This window comes from Rhodococcus sp. NPDC059968 (assembly GCF_042738615.1).
Classification (GTDB): Bacteria; Actinomycetota; Actinomycetes; order Mycobacteriales; family Mycobacteriaceae; genus Rhodococcus_F.
The window spans coordinates 1-17,305 of the sequence record NZ_JBHWUE010000063.1 but is presented as its reverse complement, the minus strand read 5'-3'; the positions used below and the strand labels follow the sequence as shown (position 1 = coordinate 17,305).

The following is a 17,305-nucleotide window of genomic DNA, read 5'->3' as shown; positions in this document are numbered from 1 at the left end:
GAGAAGACAACGACCACCATCGCCGTCCCGACAGGTCAGGTGAATTCATGACCAGCACAGTTCCTCCCCAGGCCGGAACCGAACCCAGGATCCCGGCGCCGAAGGTCCGGCGCAGCCGGGGTGACCGGTGGACCATCGCCGTCATGCTCGGGCTGCCCGCCGCGATCGTGATCGGGCTGGTGTGGATTCCCACCGTGTTCACGGTGATCCTGTCGTTCGCACGCTGGGACGGCATCGGCGGCACGTCCACCATCGAGTGGATCGGCCCGCAGAACTACGTCGACGCCGTCCAGGCGTACCCACCGTTCCAGCAGGCCCTCCATAACAACGTCCTCTGGCTGGCGTTCCTGTTCGTCTTCCCGACGATCCTCGGCATCTTCCTCGCCGTTCTGCTCGACCGGGGCCTGAAGGGAAGCCGGCTGTACCAGAGCATCTTCTACATCCCGGTGGTGTTGTCGATGGCACTGGTCGGATTCGTGTGGCAACTGATCTACGCCACCGACGGCGGAGTGCTCAACACCATCCTCGGCACGGACGTCGACTGGCTCGGCGACCCCGACGTCAACATCTGGGCCGTCATGGTCGCCGCGAGCTGGCGGCATACCGGCTACATCATGTTGCTGTACTTGGCGGGCCTCAAGGCTATCGACCCGTCTGTGCGCGAGGCGGCGCTCATGGACGGCGCCGGCCCGATCCGCACGTTCTTCCGGATCGTGTTCCCCCTGATGAAGCCCACCAACCTGCTGATCATCGTCATCACAGTCATCGAGGCCCTGCGCGCCTTCGACCTCGTGTGGGTGATCAACAAGGGCCGCAACGGACTCGAACTCATCTCCGCCCTCGTCACCGCCAACGTGGTGGGCGAGGCGGGCCGGGTCGGATTCGGTTCGGCCCTGGCGACGATCATGCTGGTGATCTCGCTGGTATTCATTGCCCTCTATCTCTGGATCGTGATGCGGAGCGACGACTGATGACCATGACGACACCCCTCGCCGACCACAGTGCGCCCGTCGACCGGACCGGGCCCCGCAACAAGGCCGCGGTCGCCAACCGGCGCCGGCTGAGTACCGCGCACGCGGCGATGTACCTCCTGCTCACCGCCCTGGCGTTGCTGTGGATCTCCCCGCTCCTGTGGGCGCTCTACAACTCGTTCCGCGACTACGACTACGTCCTCACCCACGGCTACCTGTCGGTCGGCGGATTCACGCTCAGCAATTACACCGAGTCGTGGGAGGTCGGCGGAATCCCGCACTACTTCCTCAACTCGATGCTCATCACCATCCCGGCGGTGCTGCTGATCCTGTTCATCGGGTCGATGGCGGCATTCGTGCTCGCCCGGTTCCCGTGGAAGCTCAACGTGATCATGCTGGCGGTGTTCATCGCGGGCAATCTGCTGCCGCAGCAGACGCTGCTGACCCCGCTGTTCCGTCTGTACAACGCGATTCCGTTGCCGTACTGGATGAGTTCGTCGGGCTCGCTCTACGACAGCTACTGGGGACTGATCCTGGTGCACGTCGCGTTCCAGACCGGGTTCTGCGTGTTCGTGCTGAGCAATTACATGAAGACGGTTCCGCCGGAACTGCTCGAGGCGGCCACCGTGGACGGCGCCGCGCTGTTCCGCCAGTACTGGCAGGTGGTGCTCCCGCTGTGCCGCCCTGCCCTGGCTGCGCTCGCGACGCTCATGATCACCTGGATTTACAATGATTTCTTTTGGGCTCTCGCGTTGATGGTCAGCGGCGACAAGCTGCCGGTCACCACCGCGCTGCAGAATCTGCAGGGCAGCTTCTTCACCGACACCAACCTGCTCGCCGCCGGATCGGTGCTCGTCGCATTGCCGACGGTGCTCGTATTCGTCGCGCTGCAGCGGCATTTCGTTTCCGGACTGACGATGGGAGCCAACAAGTGAGTGCGACTCCACCGCACGCGTACGTCCACCTCACCGCCGGCGGTGCGTCCGTCGTGCTCGACCTCACCGGGGGACGGTTGCCGGCGATCGTGCACTGGGGTGCGACGCTCGACGCTCTGAACCTCACCGACGTCGAAGCCCTGGCGCAGGCGAACATCGAGCCCCCCGCGGGCAACGTGGTCGATCTCCCGGTGCGGCTGTCGATACTCCCCGAACACCACACCGGGTGGGTGGGGAAACCCGGGATCGCGGGGCATCGCGATGGCGCCGACTGGTCGCCGCTGTTCACGACCACCACGCTCACGGTCGACGGAGCCGAGCACCGGTCGGGACTCGTCGAGGTGGGTGCCGGCGCGGTGCGGGTCGTCGCACACGACACGGTCGCCGATCTCGGTCTGGTCCTCGACATCGAACTGCTGCCGAGCGGCCTCCTGAGGGCGCGCGCCGAGGTCACGAACGCGGGCGACTCCTTCTATTTTCTCGACGACCTCCAGCTCGCGTTCCCGGTCCCGCCGCAGGCGCGGGAAATCCTCGACTTCGCCGGCCGGTGGGGGAAGGAACGCGTCCCGCAGCGCAGCGAGCTCACCGTCGGGATCCACGAACGGGAAGGGCGCAAGGGTCGCACCGGCCCGGACGCCGCGACGGTGCTCTCCGTCGGCGTACCCGGTTTCGGTTTCGCGCGCGGCGAGGTGTGGGGCACCCACGTCGCGTTCAGCGGCAACCACCGCCACTACGCCGAACGTCTCTTCACCGGTTTCCAGGTGGTCGGCGGCGGGGAACTACTCCTGCCCGGCGAGGTACGGCTGGCGGACGGCGAGAGCTACGAAACGCCCTGGATCTACGGCGCCTATGGCGACGGGCTCGACGACCAGGCGCATCGCTTCCACAACTATCTCCGGTCGCGCCCCACGCACCCGCGGCGCGCGCGCCCGGTCACGATCAACGTGTGGGAGGCGGTCTACTTCGACCACGACCTGGCCCGGTTGACGGACCTGGCGGATCGCGCGGCAAAGCTCGGCGTCGACCGTTATGTGCTCGACGACGGCTGGTTCAGGTACCGGCGCAACGATCTGGCGGGACTGGGGGACTGGCACGTCGATGAAACGGTGTGGCCGGACGGTCTGCATCCGATCGTCGATCACGTCCGTTCCCTCGGCATGGAGTTCGGCCTGTGGTTCGAACCGGAGATGATCAACCTCGATTCCGACCTCGCGCGGGAACATCCCGAGTGGGTGATGGCGACCGGCGGGCGGACACCCGTGCCGTCCCGGAACCAGCAGGTGCTCAATCTGGGGATCCCCGAGGCGTACGACCACATCCTCGAGCGGATGTCCGCGATCCTCCGCGAGTACGACATCGCCTACATCAAGTGGGACCACAACCGCGACCTGATCGACGCGGGCACCGCACCGCACGGGCGCGCCGGCGTCCACGACCAGACTCTCGCCACCTATCGGCTGATGGATGAACTGAAGCGCCGCTTCCCCGGACTGGAGATCGAATCCTGCTCGTCGGGAGGAGCGCGGGTGGACCTCGGCATCCTCGAACGCACCGACCGCGTCTGGGTCTCGGACTGCATCGACCCGCTCGAGCGCCAGCAGATGAACCGGTGGACGATGCAGCTGCTTCCCCCTGAGCTGCTCGGCTCGCACATCGCGTCCGGCATCTCCCACACGACGGGCCGATACCACCGCCTGTCGTTCCGGGCGGGGACGGCGCTCTACGGTCACCTCGGAATCGAGTGGGACCTCGCAACCGCCACCGACGACGAGAACGCACAGCTCGCCGTGTGGATCGACCTGTACAAGCGGCACCGTGAACTCCTGCACACGGGAACGATGGTGCGCGCCGACGAAATCGACCCGACCCTGCTCGTCTACGGCGCCGTCGCGCAGGACCGGGCGGAGGCGCTGTTCTTCCTCGCGTACGTGGGGCGCTCCGAGGTGTCACCGCGCGGCAGGTTCACGCTGCCCGGGCTCGTCCCCGACCAGCGCTATCGAGTGCGTCCCGTCTTCGCCGGTGTACTGGACGAGGGCCTGAAACCGCCCGCGTGGTTTAACGTGCCCCCACACGACCAGCCGACCGTCACCACCGCACCCGGCGGCGGACGAGCCGACGGACTGTCCGCGGGAAGCGAGGTTCCCGGCATCTCGATGACGGGCCGGGCCCTCGCGGTGGTGGGTCTGCAGACACCCGCGTCGTTCCCCGACGACGTGGTCGTGCTCTCCGTCACGGCGGAGGCGTAACCGCAGCGGCAGGTAGGCAACATGCACCCTGGGGTAGGTAGCCGGAGCCCCCGGATCGGGGCACCATAGTTCTCACCAGTCGGCGAAAAGTTGAACCGCAGGAGGTCAGTCAACACTCGAAACGCCACACGCTGAGAAGAGAACACCTCACCGGAACCCGAACCCGGTGAGGTGTTTTCGTCTGTTCTCGCCGCCGGTCAGAACTCCATGCCGGCGTCGGCGCCCATCTGCATGGTGGTGTTTCCGCCGTCGAGGGATTCCCGGATGATGTCGGCGTGACCGGAGTGGTGGCCGGTCTCCCGGATGATGTGGAGCAGGGTGCGACGGACCGTCCACCACTGCCGCTCGGGCGCCCAGGGTGCGGTGGGCAGGGGGACGAGCACGTCCAGGTCGTCGAGTCCGGCCACGGCGGCCTCGGTCGCGCGGGCCACCCCGGCGTACTCGGCCAGCAGTCCCTCGAGGGTTTCGTCGTCCCGCATGTAGTACTTCTCCATCGCCCACTCCATGTCGAACTCCGCGTTCTCGTCGGGTTCGAGAATGGTTTCGACCCAGTGCTTTTCCGTGTGGGACACGTGCTTGATCAGTCCGCCGAGCGTCAGGTCGCTGACGGTCGAGCGCTGCCGTGCCTGTTCGTCGTCGATGCCGCGGACGGTGATCAACAGGGTGGCTCGCTGCTCCTGCAGGATTTGGAGGAGGTCGGCGCGCTCACCGGTGGCCGGGGACTTCTGCGAAGTGGTCATGAGAAGAACGATAGGGGCGATTGAGGTCAGAAACGGTCCTCATTAGGAAGGCCTTCTCAGGGTTTTTCTCGGGGTCCAAGTTGGGTGCCTTCCTGGATGTGCGGAAAGCTCCCGCCGCGAAGGATTCTCGTATGAACTTCGACTCGCCGGGACCGGCACCCCGGCCCTCGCGCCGACGCGCATGGCCCCGCGTTCTCGGGGGCATGGTGTCGCCCGTTCTCGTCGCCGTCACAGTGGGAGTCGGCACGTTCGCATACGCCTCGACCGCCGCCGAGATCGACACCGGCGGGCGGATGGAATTCGGGCGAGCCCTGACGGTTCCCTTGCTCGCACCGGACGACAACCTGCCCGGAACACTTTCCCCGCCACCGACGCGTGCCAAGTGAGAGTCTCAGCGACTCCGGTGCAGCCACGTGGACACCCCGGGGGCGAACAGGGCGAGCACTCCCACCGCGACGAGGGCGCTGTAGGCGAGCGGCGCCCACTGCAGCACACCGGCGGTCGCGTCACTGGCGTCGGACAGCAGGATCCACAGGCCCACCCCGCCGGCGACACTGAGGACGCCGACGACGGCGAGGGTGATCTGGCCCGCCGGTTTCCGGGCGCGCAGGAGTTGTATCCCCAGCAGCCCGAGGAGGATCAGGACGACGGCGATGGCGCCGCTGCCGATCAGCGTCAGGTTCACCGTGTCGGTGATGTCCGTCGCGGAGTCCCCGGGATTGTCCGCGGCCACCGATGACTCGAGGGCGTCGCGTACCGCGCCGAGGTCGAGCGCGATGGCCCCGGCGATTCCGGCGAGAACGACGAACGATCCCACCCAGGCGGACAGCGACACCGCGACCGCCTTCGGGGTGGCATCGGTGGGGGCTGCGCGCAGCGGGGTGACCGCGAACTCCGGACGCGGCGGTACGGGTCGCGGCGGTTCCGGCCGGCGTGGCGGCTGTTCGGGTGTCGTCACGCTGCGATCCTATCGACCTGCCGTACCGTGGCGTGCCGACGCGCGGGTCCGCGTCGGCGGCGCCGAAGCAAGGCGCCGAAACAAGGCGCCGAAAAAAGTGTGGGCACCCGGGAACAAATCTCCGCACCCCTCCGTTGAGCCTTACGACAAGATTGAGCGTGCAAGACTCAAGTTCGAATTGACTCCCGACGGTGTCGGAGTGCAAACTTGAGCGGAGGGCGCTCATCAAGCGCCAACATCGCAGTTCAGTCATGAATAACCTGCCCACAGGACTGCAAAACGAAAGTGAGGAACACTATGGCTCGTGCCGTCGGTATCGACCTCGGTACAACGAACTCGGTCGTGTCTGTGCTGGAGGGCGGCGAGCCCGTAGTGGTCGCCAACGCCGAAGGTTCACGCACCACCCCGTCGATCGTCGCCTTCGCCAAGAACGGTGAGGTGCTGGTCGGCCAGCCCGCCAAGAACCAGGCCGTCACCAACGTCGACCGCACCATCCGCTCCGTCAAGCGCCACATCGGCACCGACTGGAACGTGGAGATCGACGGCAAGAAGTACACGCCCCAGGAGATCAGCGCGCGCACGCTCATGAAGCTGAAGCGCGACGCCGAGGCGTACCTGGGTGAGGACATCACGGACGCCGTGATCACCGTCCCCGCGTACTTCGAGGACGCCCAGCGTCAGGCCACGAAGGAAGCCGGCCAGATCGCCGGACTCAACGTCCTGCGCATCGTCAACGAGCCCACCGCGGCCGCCCTGGCCTACGGCCTCGACAAGGGCGACAAGGAACAGACCATCCTGGTGTTCGACCTCGGTGGCGGCACCTTCGACGTCTCGCTGCTCGAAATCGGCGACGGCGTCGTCGAGGTTCGCGCCACGTCCGGCGACAACCACCTCGGTGGTGACGACTGGGACGAGCGCATCGTCACGTGGCTCGTCGACAAGTTCAAGGCTCAGAACGGCATCGATCTGACCAAGGACAAGATGGCCCTGCAGCGTCTCCGTGAGGCTGCCGAGAAGGCCAAGATCGAACTGAGCTCCTCGCAGAGCACGTCGATCAACCTGCCCTACATCACCGTCGACGCGGACAAGAACCCGCTGTTCCTCGACGAGCAGTTGTCCCGCAGCGAGTTCCAGAAGATCACCTCCGATCTCCTCGACCGCACCCGCGCGCCGTTCCAGGCCGTGATCAAGGACAGCGGCATCGCCGTCAAGGACATCGACCACGTCGTGCTCGTCGGTGGTTCCACCCGTATGCCCGCCGTCTCCGATCTGGTGCGCGAGCTGACCGGTGGCCGTGAGCCCAACAAGGGCGTCAACCCGGACGAGGTCGTCGCCGTCGGCGCCGCCCTGCAGGCCGGCGTCCTCAAGGGCGAGGTCAAGGACGTGCTGCTCCTCGACGTCACCCCGCTGTCCCTCGGCATCGAGACCAAGGGTGGCGTGATGACCAAGCTCATCGAGCGCAACACCACCATCCCGACCAAGCGTTCCGAGACCTTCACCACGGCTGACGACAACCAGCCCTCGGTGCAGATCCAGGTGTTCCAGGGTGAGCGCGAAATCGCCTCGCACAACAAGCTGCTCGGCTCGTTCGAGCTGGCCGACCTGCCGCCCGCCCCGCGTGGCGTGCCGCAGATCGAGGTCACCTTCGACATCGACGCCAACGGCATCGTGCACGTGACCGCCAAGGACAAGGGCACGGGCAAGGAGAACACGATCAAGATCCAGGACGGCTCCGGTCTGTCCAAGGAAGAGATCGAGCGGATGGTCAAGGACGCCGAGGCTCACGCCGAGGAAGACAAGGCCCGCCGCGAGGAGGCCGAGGTTCGCAACCAGGCCGAGTCGCTGGTGCACCAGACCGAGAAGTTCATCAAGGACAACGAGGACAAGGTGCCCGCCGACGTCAAGGAGAAGGTCGAGGCTGCCATCAAGGAAGCCAACGACGCTCTCGCAGGCACCGACATCGCGGCCGTGAAGACCGCGGTCGAGAAGCTGGCCACCGAGTCGCAGGCCCTCGGCCAGGCGATCTACGAAGCCAGTGCCGCTGAGGAAGCCGCCAACACCGACGGCTCCGGCGCGAGTGGTGCCGACGACGTCGTCGACGCCGAGGTCGTGGACGAGCCGTCCGACTCGGAGAAGAAGTGACGTCCGACAACACCGAGCAGGAACCGGTCACTTTCGTGGACAAGCGGAAGATCGACCCCGAGACCGGTCGGACACGGGACGCGGAGCCGGTAGTGGAGCCCCTCGCGGGCACCGCTGCCGCCCCGCAGCCCGGCTCGGTGGACGAAGGGGACCTGCCGGCGACGGCAGCTCCGGAGACGGACGAGTTGGCGGAGCGCACCGCCGACCTGCAGCGACTGCAGGCGGAGTACGCCAACTACCGCCGCCGTGTCCAGCGCGACAAGCAGGCCGACATCGCGAACGCCAAGGCGTCCGTCGTCGGTGAGCTCATCGCGGTGCTGGACGACCTCGACCGTGCACGCAGCCACGGCGACCTCGACTCGGGGCCGCTGAAGGGTGTGGCAGACAAGCTCACCGGCACCCTCACCTCGCTCGGCCTGAGCGAGTTCGGTGCCGAGGGCGACGCATTCGATCCGGCGCTGCACGAGGCAGTGCAGCACGAGGGCGAGGGTCACGACCCCGTTCTCGGCACGGTGATGCGAAAGGGCTACAAATTCGGTGATCGCGTCCTGCGGCATGCGATGGTAGCTGTGATCGACCGCGCCGGCGATGACGGCGCGAACACCTCCGACGAGGCGGCGAAGCCCGCCGAGTCGGAACAAGAGTAAGAGCGAGAGGAGGAGACGCCCAGTGAGCCAGCGGGAGTGGATCGAAAAGGACTTCTACAAGGAGCTGGGCGTCTCGTCCCACGCATCCGCGGACGAGATCAAGAAGGCGTACCGCAAGCTCGCCCGCGACCTTCATCCCGACGCGAACCCCGGCGACACGAAGGCCGAGGAGCGTTTCAAGTCCGTCAGCGAAGCACACGCCGTGCTCTCGGATCCTGCCAAGCGCAAGGAATACGACGAGGCCCGGCGGCTGTTCGCGAGCGGCGGGTTCGGTCAGGGCGGCGGCGGATTCAACCCGGGAGCCGGCGGTTTCGGCCAGGGCGGATTCGACATCAACGACCTGTTCGGTGGCGGCGGCGCGGCGGCCGGTGACGGCGGCCTCGGCGACATCTTCGGTGGCCTGTTCAATCGCGGCGCCGGTGGTGGCGGCGCGACCCGCACGACCAACCGTCCCCGTCGTGGCAGCGACGTCGAGACGGAGACGACCCTCGAATTCCGCGAAGCCACGCTGGGTGTCACGGTGCCGCTGCGACTGACCAGCCCGTCGCCGTGTACCACCTGCCACGGCAGCGGTGCCAAGCCGGGAACCAGCCCGCGAGTCTGCCCGCGCTGCAACGGAACCGGAATCGTCAGCCGCAACCAGGGCGCATTCGGGTTCAGTGAGCCGTGCGACGACTGCCGCGGTACCGGCTCGATCATCGACTCGCCGTGCGAGGTGTGCCACGGCAACGGGGTCACCAACCGGACCCGCACCATCACCGTCCGCGTCCCCGCTGGTGTCAGCGACGGACAGAAGATCCGGCTGGCAGGCCAGGGCGAGGCGGGCCTGCGCGGCGCGCCGTCCGGCGACCTGTTCGTCACGGTCCGGGTGCGTCCCGACAAGGTGTTCGGCCGCAACGGCGACGACCTCACGCTCGTCGTCCCCGTCAGCTACGGTGAGCTCGTGCTCGGAACCACCGCCTCCGTCCCCACTTTGGAGGGGCGTGTCGGTGTGAAGATTCCGGCGGGCACGGCCGACGGCCGGGTCCTGCGTGTACGCGGCCGAGGCGTTCCCAAGCGCGCCGGTGGCGCCGGTGACCTGCTAGTCACGGTCAAGGTCGCCGTTCCGCAGAAGCTCGACGACCCGGCCACCGAAGCACTGAAGACCTATCTGGAAGCAGAGAAGGCCAGCGGATTCGATCCCAGGGCCGGGTGGGCGGGTGCCTGATGAGCGATACGACCCAGGATCCACGCGAGACCGCGGTTGATCCGGACGCCCAGATCTTCGTGATCTCGGTGGCCGCGGAACTCGCCGGCATGCATGCCCAGACGTTGCGCACCTACGACCGGCTCGGTCTCGTCACCCCGCACCGCACGTCCGGTGGCGGGCGACGATACTCGCCGCGGGATGTGGCGCTGCTCCGCGAGGTGCAACGCCTCTCGCAGGACGAGGGTGTCAACCTCGCCGGGATCAAGCGGATCATCGAACTCACCAACCAGGTGGAGGCTCTGCAGCACCGGGTCCGTGAGCTGGCCGAGGAGGTCGCGAAGATTCACGCCGGTTACCGGCGCGACCTCGTGCCGATCCCGCGGAGCAACGCGCTCGTCGTGTGGAAGCCGCGACACCAGCGCTGACCCGGCGAACATCCGGGTGAACCGAACCGATGTCGCACTGGTTCTGTCGGAGTGAACCAGTGCGACATCGGGCCCCAACCCCCGGCTTATCGGTCGCGGTTTCCCCAGCGGGGCCCGCGGCGAGTACGTGAGCGCGGAATGTTCATCTCCTCGAGACGCGCCTTGATCTCCTCGGTGGTCCACATCGTGCGGGAGACCGTCGGGGTGGGGGTCTCGGTGACGTGCATGATCATGTTCTCCGGCTTTCTTCGAGTGTTCAGTGGATGGTCGGGATCGTCTGTCAGGGGTGTCCGTACAGGTGGTAACCGGCGTTCATGTTCGGGTAGCCCGAGTCGATCCAGCTGCTGATGCCGTAGGCGTGGCCGTAGTTGGCGTCGACGCGAGTTCCGTCCACGTCGGTCGTGTTGTTGTAGTTGTCGGCGCGGAACACGGCCTGGGCGCCACCGGGAAGCGAGTAGGTGGCGTCCACCTCGACGCCGTTCGGGTCGGTGGAGTATGCCTTCACGATCTGGCTGCTGTGCGGGGCGAGGTAGTCCGACGGCGCCTGAATCCACTGCCCGTACGGGTTCGACCACCCTTGGAGGACCATCGGCAGGTCGGTGTCGTTGCTGATCGTCATCGCGATCGTGGGTCCCGACGTCGGCATCGTTCCGGCGGTGGCCGTCCCGGCGGCCGCAACGGCGAGTCCGGTGACAGCCAGTGCGGTGGCGGGCAGGGCGATGAAGAGGGCGATGCGGCGGCGGGCGGTGGTGCGCATGATGGCTTCTCCTGAGTTCTGACGCTTCGGGGGGGTGGAACGTCTGGGGCCGTGGGGGTTTCGATTTCCGATGTCCCCGTTTTCCGGTATGCACCAACTATGTCGCGAATGTGCGCCGTCGTCTGTCCACCGACAGGACCGAGGGCGGGATGAATCCGGTGTCCACCGATCGGGGGACACCGGCGCCGCGAAGTGCTCCGCGCGGGCCTGCTCTCGTGAGAAAGTGAGCAATGGACTTCGCCGGAGTCGCTTCGCATCGGACCGCGCCGTGAGTGCCGTGCGGGTCGTGGTTGGCGACGACCACCCGATCTTTCGGGACGGTGTCGTCCGTGCGCTCCTCGCGAGTGGCGACATCGAGGTGGTCGGCGAGGCGGACGACGGCGCGGCCGCGCTCGCCCTGATCCGCGAACTCGCCCCCGACGTCGCACTGCTCGACTACCGGATGCCGGAGCTGGACGGTTCCCAGGTGGCGGCGGCCGTGCGACGAGCCGAACTCGCCACGCGTGTGTTGCTGCTCTCGGCGCACGACGAGTCCGCGATCGTCTACCACGCGTTGCAGGAGGGGGCGGCGGGGTTCCTGCCGAAGGAGTCGACCCGGGCGGAGATCGTGAAAGCCGTCCTCGACTGCGCTCAGGGCCGCGACGTCCTCCCCGCCTCCCTCGCCGTCGGACTGGCCGGCGAGGTGCGTCGTCGCAGTGAACCGGTCGGGCCGGTGCTGAGTGGTCGGGAGAAGGAAGTGCTGGCGCTCATTGCACGCGGCCAGAGCATTCCCACGATCGCCGGTGAGCTGTATCTGGCGCCGTCGACGGTCAAGACCCATGTCCAGCGTCTCTACGAGAAGCTCGGGGTGAGCGACCGTGCGGCCGCGGTGGCCGAGGCGATGCGACGCGGCTTGCTGGAGTGACGTGCCGCATCCGTCCCAGAGTCGCGTAGTTCGTCGCTACAGCACCGAGGCGGTCCGGGTGACCGCTATTCTCCGGTTACCGCTGATCGGACTGATGGCGCTGCTCGGGCCGGTGATCCGCGTGACGCACTGGCAACCCGACGTCTTCGCGGGCCTGCTGATCGGGTACGCGGCGGTCGCGCTCGGCTGGCTGATCTTTGTCCTGGTGCGGGACGTCGGACCATGGGCGGGCTGGGTGTCCACGGCCGCGGACGTCACCGCGGTGGTGGCGTTGTGTGTCGTCTCCGGCGGCGCGACGTCGGTGCTGCTCCCGGTGTTCTTCCTGTTGCCGATCTCGGTGGCGTTCCAGTACCGGCCGCGTCTGACGGCGATCGTCGGCGTCTGCACCGCCGTCGGGTACCAGGTGGTGTGGATCGTCTACTCCAAGCGCGACGACGCAGTCGGCTTCCCCGACGAGGTGTACCTCTACTTCGGTTTCCTGTTGTGGCTCGCGGCCGCGACGACCGCATTGTCGTACGTGCTGGTCCGGCGCTCTGCGACGGTGATCTCGCTGATGGATGTGCGCAGGCAGCTGATCGCCGAATCGATGGGTGCCGAGGAACGCGAGCGACGGCAACTGGCCGAGGACCTGCACGACGGGCCCCTGCAGAATGTGCTGGCCGCCCGGCTCGACGTGGAGGAGGCGCTGGAGCGGCACCCGGACGACATGCTCGTCGCCGCCGAGTCCGCCCTCCGCGAGACCGCGGCACAATTGCGGTCCACCGTCACCACACTGCATCCGCAGGTCCTCGCGCAGCTGGGTCTCACCGCGGCGCTGCGGGAACTCGCGGATCTCTACGCCCGGCGGGGGTTCGAGATGTCGGTGAGCCTCGACGACGTCGGTCACCCCGACAGCCAGGAACTGCTCTACCGGGTGGCGCGGGAACTGCTCACCAACGTGACCAAACACGCCCGCGCCACCACGATCGAACTCGCACTCACCCGCGCCGGCGGGCGGACCACGCTGACGGTCGCCGACGACGGCGCCGGATTCGATCCGGCCGTCGTCCCGGAACGGGTGGCGCAGGGGCACATCGGACTGGCGTCGCACATCGTGCGGGTCGAAAGCCTCGGCGGCACCTTCGACGTCACGTCCTCACCCGGGGCGGGCACCCGCGTGGTGGTGACGGTCCCGGATTCCGGCTGACCGGGCCCGCCGACGTCACTGCGGGTGGCGGCCCTCGGCGAATTCCTCGACGATCTTCGCGCAGAACGCGGGCAGGTCGTCGGGGTTGCGGCTCGATACCAATCCGTTGTCGACCACCACTTCCTCGTCGACGACGTTTCCGCCGGCGTTGCGGATATCGGTGCGCACACTGGGATACGACGTGAGAGTGCGGCCGCGGACGACGTCGGCCTCGACCAACGTCCACGGTCCGTGGCAGATCACGCCCACCGGTTTGCCCGAATCGACGAAGTTCCGGACGAAGGCGACGGCCGACTCGTCCATCCGGAGGTGGTCGGGATTCGTGGTGCCCCGGGCAGGATCAGTGCGTCGAAGTCGGCGACGGACACGTCGCCGACAACTGCGTCGACGGCATAGGTTCCTGCCGCGTTCACATCCGCATTCATGGCCTGGATCTTGCCGGGGGACAACGAGATCAGCCGAACCTCCGCGCCGGCGTCCTCCACGGCCTTCCGGGGTTCGACGAGTTCGACTTCCTCGACGCCGTCGGTGGCCAGGATCGCGACCTTCCGGCCGCGAAGTGTCTGTGCCGATGTCATGGGCAATTCCTTCCTCTCGTGAGTACAGGCGACGGGTACCCGGGAGGCCCGGGGTCAATCGGCAATCAGAGTCGTCGGAGATCAGTGGTTGCGGGGCCCTCGAGAAGTGTTCCGCCGGCAGTGAATCGGGACCCGTGCAGCGGGCAGTCCCACGACGCCTCCGCATCGTTCCAGCGGAGCACACCACCGAGGTGCGGGCAGACGGCGCATACGCGGTCGGTGTGACCGTTCGATGTGTACTCGCCGACGGGCAGCAGGCCCTCTCTCACGATACGGGCCCGGCCCTTCCCTCGTTGTCGCCCTACGAGTGCGTCGCCCCAGCCCGCGGCCATCTCCACCGCCACCTCACCGTTCGCCTTCACTGCCGCGGGGAGGTCGAAAAGCTGCGTCGGCGAATAGCTTTGGAAGGCCTCCGCCCACCGCATGTGGCCACCCAGGATGCGTCCGGCGAGCGCGAGAGCGGCGGCGACGCCGTTCGAGAGTCCCCACTTGCCGTAGCCGGTCGCGACGAGAATGCCGTCGCTGCCGGGAACCAGTGAGCCGACGTAGGGGAGCGCGTTCAGCGAGGAGTAGTCCTGCGCCGACCAGCGGTGAGTCGGCGTCGCCCCGGGAAAATGACGGCCGGTCCAGGCCAGCAGATCGTCGACCGCGGCCTGCGGCGACGTGCTTCGGCCGACGTCGTGGCCGTTGCCGCCGACGACCAGAACGCGACCCTCGTCGGCCGGGCGCAACGACCGGGTTGGCTGATCGGCGGTCAGGTACATGCCCCCCGGTGCACCGCCCGGTACCCGGAACGCCGCCGCGTACGATCGCTCCGCCTTCAGCCGGGCGAAGAATCCGCCGCGGTCGAGGATCGGCGTTCCCGTCGCGAGAACCACGCGGCGGGCTTCGATGTCGCCGTCCGGCGTCGACAGGACGTGGAGTCGCACCAGCGTCCGGACCGACGTCACGCGACGGTGCTCGAACACGTCGCCGCCGTGCGTGATCAGGTCGCGGGCCACTGCATAGAGAACGGGCATCGGATCCAGGAACGCCTGGTCGTCGAGCGTGACGGCGTCGACGTGGGGCACCGGGATCTCGAGTTCGCGCGCGAGTCGCACGGGCAGGCCCGCCGATCGGGCGGCCGTGTACTGAGCGCGCACCGCGTCGACGCCGGATTCGGTCTGCGCGAACGTGAAATCAGGTGCCGTGCCGACGGGAATCTCGCGGTCGTGGCAGTACCGGAGCAGCCACTGCTGGCCCTCCAGGTTTCCCTCGACGTACGAGCGCAGGATGTGCACCGCGTGGCGTCGGCCGATCTCGGCGAGCCGGGTACCTTGCAGCACACTGACCTTGCCCGTGGTGTTCCCTGTCGTGACGGCGCCGATCGTCCGGGCTTCCACGACGGCGACGTGCTGTCCCGCGCGGGCGAGCAGCAACCCGAGGATCAGGCCGGTCACCCCCGCGCCCACCACCACGGTGTCGTACCGTCCGCGTTCGTCCCACGACCGCCCGGTGACTGCACCGCGGTGCCCGGCGACGTGATCGAGCCACAGAGAAGGCATTACGGCTTCAGGAGAATCTTCACAGCGCCGTCTTCCTTCTTCTGGAAGATCTCGTACGCGTGCGGCGCGTGGTCCAGTGGCAGTTCGTGCGTGGCGAACGTGTCGACCCCCAGGGGGTCGGCGTCGGTGAGCAACGGCAGGATGTCCGGGACCCACCGCTTGACGTTGGCCTGCCCCATCCGCAGCTGAATCTGCTTGTCGAACAGGGTGAGCATCGGTATCGGGTCGGCCATTCCCCCGTACACCCCGACGAGCGAGAGGGTGCCGCCGCGCCGCACGATGTCGATGGCCGAGTACAGCGCGTGGAGCCGGTCGATGCCTGCGGTCGACATCAGCGGGCCCGCGATGGAATCGGGCAGGAACGACGTGACCTGCTGAAGAAATCTCGCGCCGGGGGAGCCGTGCGCTTCCATGCCGACGGCGTCGATGACGGAATCGGGGCCGCGGCCGTCGGTCATCTCCCGGATCACGTCGCCGAGTTCGCCCTTGGCGTCGTTCAGATCGACCGTCTCGATCTGCCGCGCCTGCGCACGGGCGAGACGCTCGGGCACGAGATCCACGCCGATGACACGAAAACCCTTGTGCGCGGCGATGCGTGCCGCCATGTCGCCGATCGGCCCGAGCCCGAGAACGACGACGGAACCGCCGTCGGGTATCCCCGCGTACTCGACGGCCTGCCATGCCGTCGGCAGCACGTCGGACAGGTACACGAAACGCGAATCCGGTGGACCCTCCGGAACCGTGATGTGGGTGTTCTTCACGTGCGGCACCCGAAGGTACTGGGCCTGGCCGCCGGGAACGCTCCCGTACAGTTTCGAATACCCGAACAGCGCCGCACCCATGCCCTCGTCCCGGATCTGGGTGACCTCACACTGGGTGAACAGTTTCCGATCGCACATGTGGCAACTGCCGCAGGATATCTGGAAGGGGATGACCACCCGGTCGCCGACCTTCACGTCGGTCACCTCGGACCCCACCTCCCGGACGATGCCCATCGGTTCGTGACCGAGGATGTCGCCCTCGTTGGTGAACGCGCCGAGCACCTCGTACAGGTGCAGGTCGGAGCCGCAGATGTTGGTGGTGGTGATCTTGACGATCGCGTCGGTCTTCTGTTCGATCACCGGGTCGGGGACGGTGTCGACGCTGACCTTCCGTTTGCCCTGCCACGTCACGGCTCTCATCGGGCTCTCCGGTTCGCCTTCTCGATCGCGTCGACGAGTTCGTCCTTGGTCATGGTCGACCGGCCGTGTATGTCGAGCCTCTGCGCGATGTGCATGAGGTGGTCCTTGCTCGCGTTGGCATCGACGCCCTCGGCCGTCTCACCGGACGCGTTCGGGCCGCCGCTCTTCGCGCGCTCGTCGGAGGGGCCCTTCTCGTCCTTGGCCTCCCAGTGGTCTCCGACCTTCTCGTAGCTGTGCTTGAGGGCGTCGTACGCGACGCGATGCGCTCGTTCCTCGTCCCCGTACTGGTCCATCGCGGAGTCGTACACCTTGGCGAACGTGCGCTGCGCCTTCTCGGACGACTTCTTCAGCGTCTCGGGGAGCTCGCTCTTCTTCGGCTTGCCACTGTCGGTGGTCTTCGGCACGGAAATCCTCCTCGGGTGTAGAGGTGCCCGCTCGGACGATTACCCGACTCTCGGAGATTTACGCGAGCGGGGGAGAAACACGACTGGGCACGGAGGCCAGCGCCTGCTCGAGCAGTTCCAGGGCGCGGTCGGTCGTGGCGGTCACGACGTCCTGCGGTTCACCGTCGAATCGGTGCATCTCGGTGTCGATGCGACCGTGGGTGAAGAGTCCGAACCAGACGGTCCCCGGCGGTTGCCCGTCCTGTGGGTCGGGGCCGCCCGCACCGGTCACCGCGACGGCGATGTCGGCTCCGAGCAGTTCCGCGACCGCTCCGGCCATCGCGCGTGCACTGGCCTCACTGACGACCGGACCGTCCGGCACCTTCAGCACCCGGTGTTTCACCGGATTAATCAGAGGAAGCCTGTTCGGGTCGTTTTTGGTTGGTGATGTACTCGGCGATGATGGCGAGTGGGGCTCCGCCTGCGGAGGCGGCGAAGTAGGACGGTGACCAGAAGTGA

The 17,305-nt window shown here is 67.3% G+C and carries 18 protein-coding genes and 2 pseudogenes; 10 read left to right on the top strand and 10 right to left on the bottom strand.

Translation table 11 applies throughout. The features are described 5' to 3' along the window. Positions 1 to 47 precede the first annotated feature (47 nt). From ACFWAY_RS36340 to ACFWAY_RS36330, 3 genes are read left to right on the top strand one after another with little or no spacing between them, the layout of a single operon-like run. Positions 48 to 971, top strand: a complete 924-nt coding sequence (locus tag ACFWAY_RS36340) for a carbohydrate ABC transporter permease (protein ID WP_378451498.1) — start codon at positions 48 to 50, stop codon at positions 969 to 971. Beyond that, positions 971 to 1,906 carry a carbohydrate ABC transporter permease gene (locus ACFWAY_RS36335; protein ID WP_378513918.1) on the top strand — a complete coding sequence of 312 codons (936 nt, stop codon included), beginning with the start codon at positions 971 to 973 and terminating at the stop codon, positions 1,904 to 1,906. The genes ACFWAY_RS36340 and ACFWAY_RS36335 overlap by 1 nt, the downstream gene beginning before the upstream one ends. After that, the gene (locus tag ACFWAY_RS36330) at positions 1,903 to 4,152 is read left to right on the top strand and encodes an alpha-galactosidase (protein WP_378513917.1); all 2,250 of its coding nucleotides are present in this window, start codon (positions 1,903 to 1,905) and stop codon (positions 4,150 to 4,152) included. Before ACFWAY_RS36335 ends, ACFWAY_RS36330 begins: the two co-directional genes overlap by 4 nt. 197 nt (positions 4,153 to 4,349) lie before the next feature. Here ACFWAY_RS36330 and ACFWAY_RS36325 read toward each other — a convergent pair whose 3' ends face one another. After that, positions 4,350 to 4,892 (bottom strand): DinB family protein, encoded by a 543-nt coding sequence (locus ACFWAY_RS36325; protein WP_378513916.1) that lies wholly within the window; start codon positions 4,890 to 4,892, stop codon positions 4,350 to 4,352. A gap of 131 nt (positions 4,893 to 5,023) precedes the next feature. Here ACFWAY_RS36325 and ACFWAY_RS36320 point away from each other — a divergent pair, with 131 nt between their 5' ends. Next, on the top strand, positions 5,024 to 5,278 hold the full coding sequence (locus ACFWAY_RS36320) for a hypothetical protein (protein WP_378513915.1): 255 nt from the start codon (positions 5,024 to 5,026) through the stop codon (positions 5,276 to 5,278). A 5-nt stretch (positions 5,279 to 5,283) separates the two neighbouring features. Here ACFWAY_RS36320 and ACFWAY_RS36315 read toward each other — a convergent pair whose 3' ends face one another. Continuing rightward, entirely contained in the window at positions 5,284 to 5,850 is a 567-nt protein-coding gene (locus tag ACFWAY_RS36315; protein WP_378513914.1) for a hypothetical protein, read from the bottom strand. Between the two features lie 297 nt (positions 5,851 to 6,147). Between ACFWAY_RS36315 and dnaK the strand changes: the two genes are divergently transcribed. The 4 genes from dnaK to ACFWAY_RS36295 are packed head-to-tail and all read left to right on the top strand — an operon-like array spanning position 6,148 to position 10,253. Then, positions 6,148 to 7,992 carry a molecular chaperone DnaK gene (gene dnaK, locus ACFWAY_RS36310; protein ID WP_037243515.1) on the top strand — a complete coding sequence of 615 codons (1,845 nt, stop codon included), beginning with the start codon at positions 6,148 to 6,150 and terminating at the stop codon, positions 7,990 to 7,992. Then, complete coding sequence (grpE, locus tag ACFWAY_RS36305) at positions 7,989 to 8,639, top strand: nucleotide exchange factor GrpE (RefSeq protein ID WP_378451492.1); 651 nt, start codon at positions 7,989 to 7,991, stop codon at positions 8,637 to 8,639. Before dnaK ends, grpE begins: the two co-directional genes overlap by 4 nt. Before the next feature lie 22 nt (positions 8,640 to 8,661). After that, positions 8,662 to 9,846, top strand: a complete 1,185-nt coding sequence (dnaJ, locus tag ACFWAY_RS36300) for a molecular chaperone DnaJ (protein ID WP_378451491.1) — start codon at positions 8,662 to 8,664, stop codon at positions 9,844 to 9,846. Further along, positions 9,846 to 10,253 (top strand): heat shock protein transcriptional repressor HspR, encoded by a 408-nt coding sequence (locus tag ACFWAY_RS36295; protein ID WP_378451490.1) that lies wholly within the window; start codon positions 9,846 to 9,848, stop codon positions 10,251 to 10,253. Before dnaJ ends, ACFWAY_RS36295 begins: the two co-directional genes overlap by 1 nt. A gap of 86 nt (positions 10,254 to 10,339) precedes the next feature. Here the strand turns inward: ACFWAY_RS36295 and ACFWAY_RS36290 are convergent, their stop codons facing one another. Together ACFWAY_RS36290 and ACFWAY_RS36285 are read right to left on the bottom strand one after the other, a co-directional pair. Further along, positions 10,340 to 10,486 carry a hypothetical protein gene (locus tag ACFWAY_RS36290; protein ID WP_009478761.1) on the bottom strand — a complete coding sequence of 49 codons (147 nt, stop codon included), beginning with the start codon at positions 10,484 to 10,486 and terminating at the stop codon, positions 10,340 to 10,342. Positions 10,487 to 10,533: 47 nt separating this feature from the next. Beyond that, positions 10,534 to 11,010 (bottom strand): hypothetical protein, encoded by a 477-nt coding sequence (locus tag ACFWAY_RS36285; protein WP_378451489.1) that lies wholly within the window; start codon positions 11,008 to 11,010, stop codon positions 10,534 to 10,536. A 268-nt stretch (positions 11,011 to 11,278) separates the two neighbouring features. Between ACFWAY_RS36285 and ACFWAY_RS36280 the strand changes: the two genes are divergently transcribed. After that, complete coding sequence (locus tag ACFWAY_RS36280; RefSeq protein ID WP_378451488.1) at positions 11,279 to 11,914, top strand: response regulator; 636 nt, start codon at positions 11,279 to 11,281, stop codon at positions 11,912 to 11,914. Between the two features lies 1 nt (position 11,915). After that, on the top strand, positions 11,916 to 13,100 hold the full coding sequence (locus tag ACFWAY_RS36275; protein ID WP_378513913.1) for a sensor histidine kinase: 1,185 nt from the start codon (positions 11,916 to 11,918) through the stop codon (positions 13,098 to 13,100). Between the two features lie 15 nt (positions 13,101 to 13,115). Here the strand turns inward: ACFWAY_RS36275 and ACFWAY_RS36270 are convergent. The 6 genes and pseudogenes from ACFWAY_RS36270 to ACFWAY_RS36245 all read right to left on the bottom strand — a co-directional run. Next, positions 13,116 to 13,678 (bottom strand): annotated as a pseudogene (locus ACFWAY_RS36270) (type 1 glutamine amidotransferase domain-containing protein). Between the two features lie 65 nt (positions 13,679 to 13,743). Continuing rightward, entirely contained in the window at positions 13,744 to 15,222 is a 1,479-nt protein-coding gene (locus tag ACFWAY_RS36265; RefSeq protein WP_378513912.1) for an FAD-dependent oxidoreductase, read from the bottom strand. Further along, positions 15,222 to 16,403: a zinc-dependent alcohol dehydrogenase gene (locus ACFWAY_RS36260; protein ID WP_378513911.1), complete on the bottom strand. Its 1,182-nt coding sequence runs from the start codon at positions 16,401 to 16,403 to the stop codon at positions 15,222 to 15,224. The genes ACFWAY_RS36265 and ACFWAY_RS36260 overlap by 1 nt, the downstream gene beginning before the upstream one ends. Beyond that, the gene (locus tag ACFWAY_RS36255) at positions 16,400 to 16,807 is read right to left on the bottom strand and encodes a ChaB family protein (RefSeq protein WP_164062077.1); all 408 of its coding nucleotides are present in this window, start codon (positions 16,805 to 16,807) and stop codon (positions 16,400 to 16,402) included. The genes ACFWAY_RS36260 and ACFWAY_RS36255 overlap by 4 nt, the downstream gene beginning before the upstream one ends. A gap of 58 nt (positions 16,808 to 16,865) precedes the next feature. Further along, a pseudogene (locus ACFWAY_RS36250) lies at positions 16,866 to 17,189 on the bottom strand (CinA family protein); the annotation flags it as partial. 4 nt (positions 17,190 to 17,193) lie between these two features. Beyond that, on the bottom strand, positions 17,194 to 17,305 hold a 112-nt coding region (locus tag ACFWAY_RS36245; RefSeq protein ID WP_378513942.1), incomplete at its 5' end, for a transposase.

Bases quoted from the DNA above. Each gene is read 5' to 3' on its own strand.
- ACFWAY_RS36340 (WP_378451498.1), top strand. From the start codon at position 48: ATGACCAGCACAGTTCCTCCCCAGGCCGGAACCGAACCCAGGATCCCG.
- ACFWAY_RS36335 (WP_378513918.1), top strand. From the start codon at position 971: ATGACCATGACGACACCCCTCGCCGACCACAGTGCGCCCGTCGACCGG.
- ACFWAY_RS36325 (WP_378513916.1), bottom strand. From the start codon at position 4,892: ATGACCACTTCGCAGAAGTCCCCGGCCACCGGTGAGCGCGCCGACCTC.
- ACFWAY_RS36320 (WP_378513915.1), top strand. From the start codon at position 5,024: ATGAACTTCGACTCGCCGGGACCGGCACCCCGGCCCTCGCGCCGACGC.
- dnaK (WP_037243515.1), top strand. From the start codon at position 6,148: ATGGCTCGTGCCGTCGGTATCGACCTCGGTACAACGAACTCGGTCGTG.
- ACFWAY_RS36295 (WP_378451490.1), top strand. From the start codon at position 9,846: ATGAGCGATACGACCCAGGATCCACGCGAGACCGCGGTTGATCCGGAC.
- ACFWAY_RS36290 (WP_009478761.1), bottom strand. From the start codon at position 10,486: ATGATCATGCACGTCACCGAGACCCCCACCCCGACGGTCTCCCGCACG.
- ACFWAY_RS36285 (WP_378451489.1), bottom strand. From the start codon at position 11,010: ATGCGCACCACCGCCCGCCGCCGCATCGCCCTCTTCATCGCCCTGCCC.
- ACFWAY_RS36265 (WP_378513912.1), bottom strand. From the start codon at position 15,222: ATGCCTTCTCTGTGGCTCGATCACGTCGCCGGGCACCGCGGTGCAGTC.
- ACFWAY_RS36260 (WP_378513911.1), bottom strand. From the start codon at position 16,403: ATGAGAGCCGTGACGTGGCAGGGCAAACGGAAGGTCAGCGTCGACACC.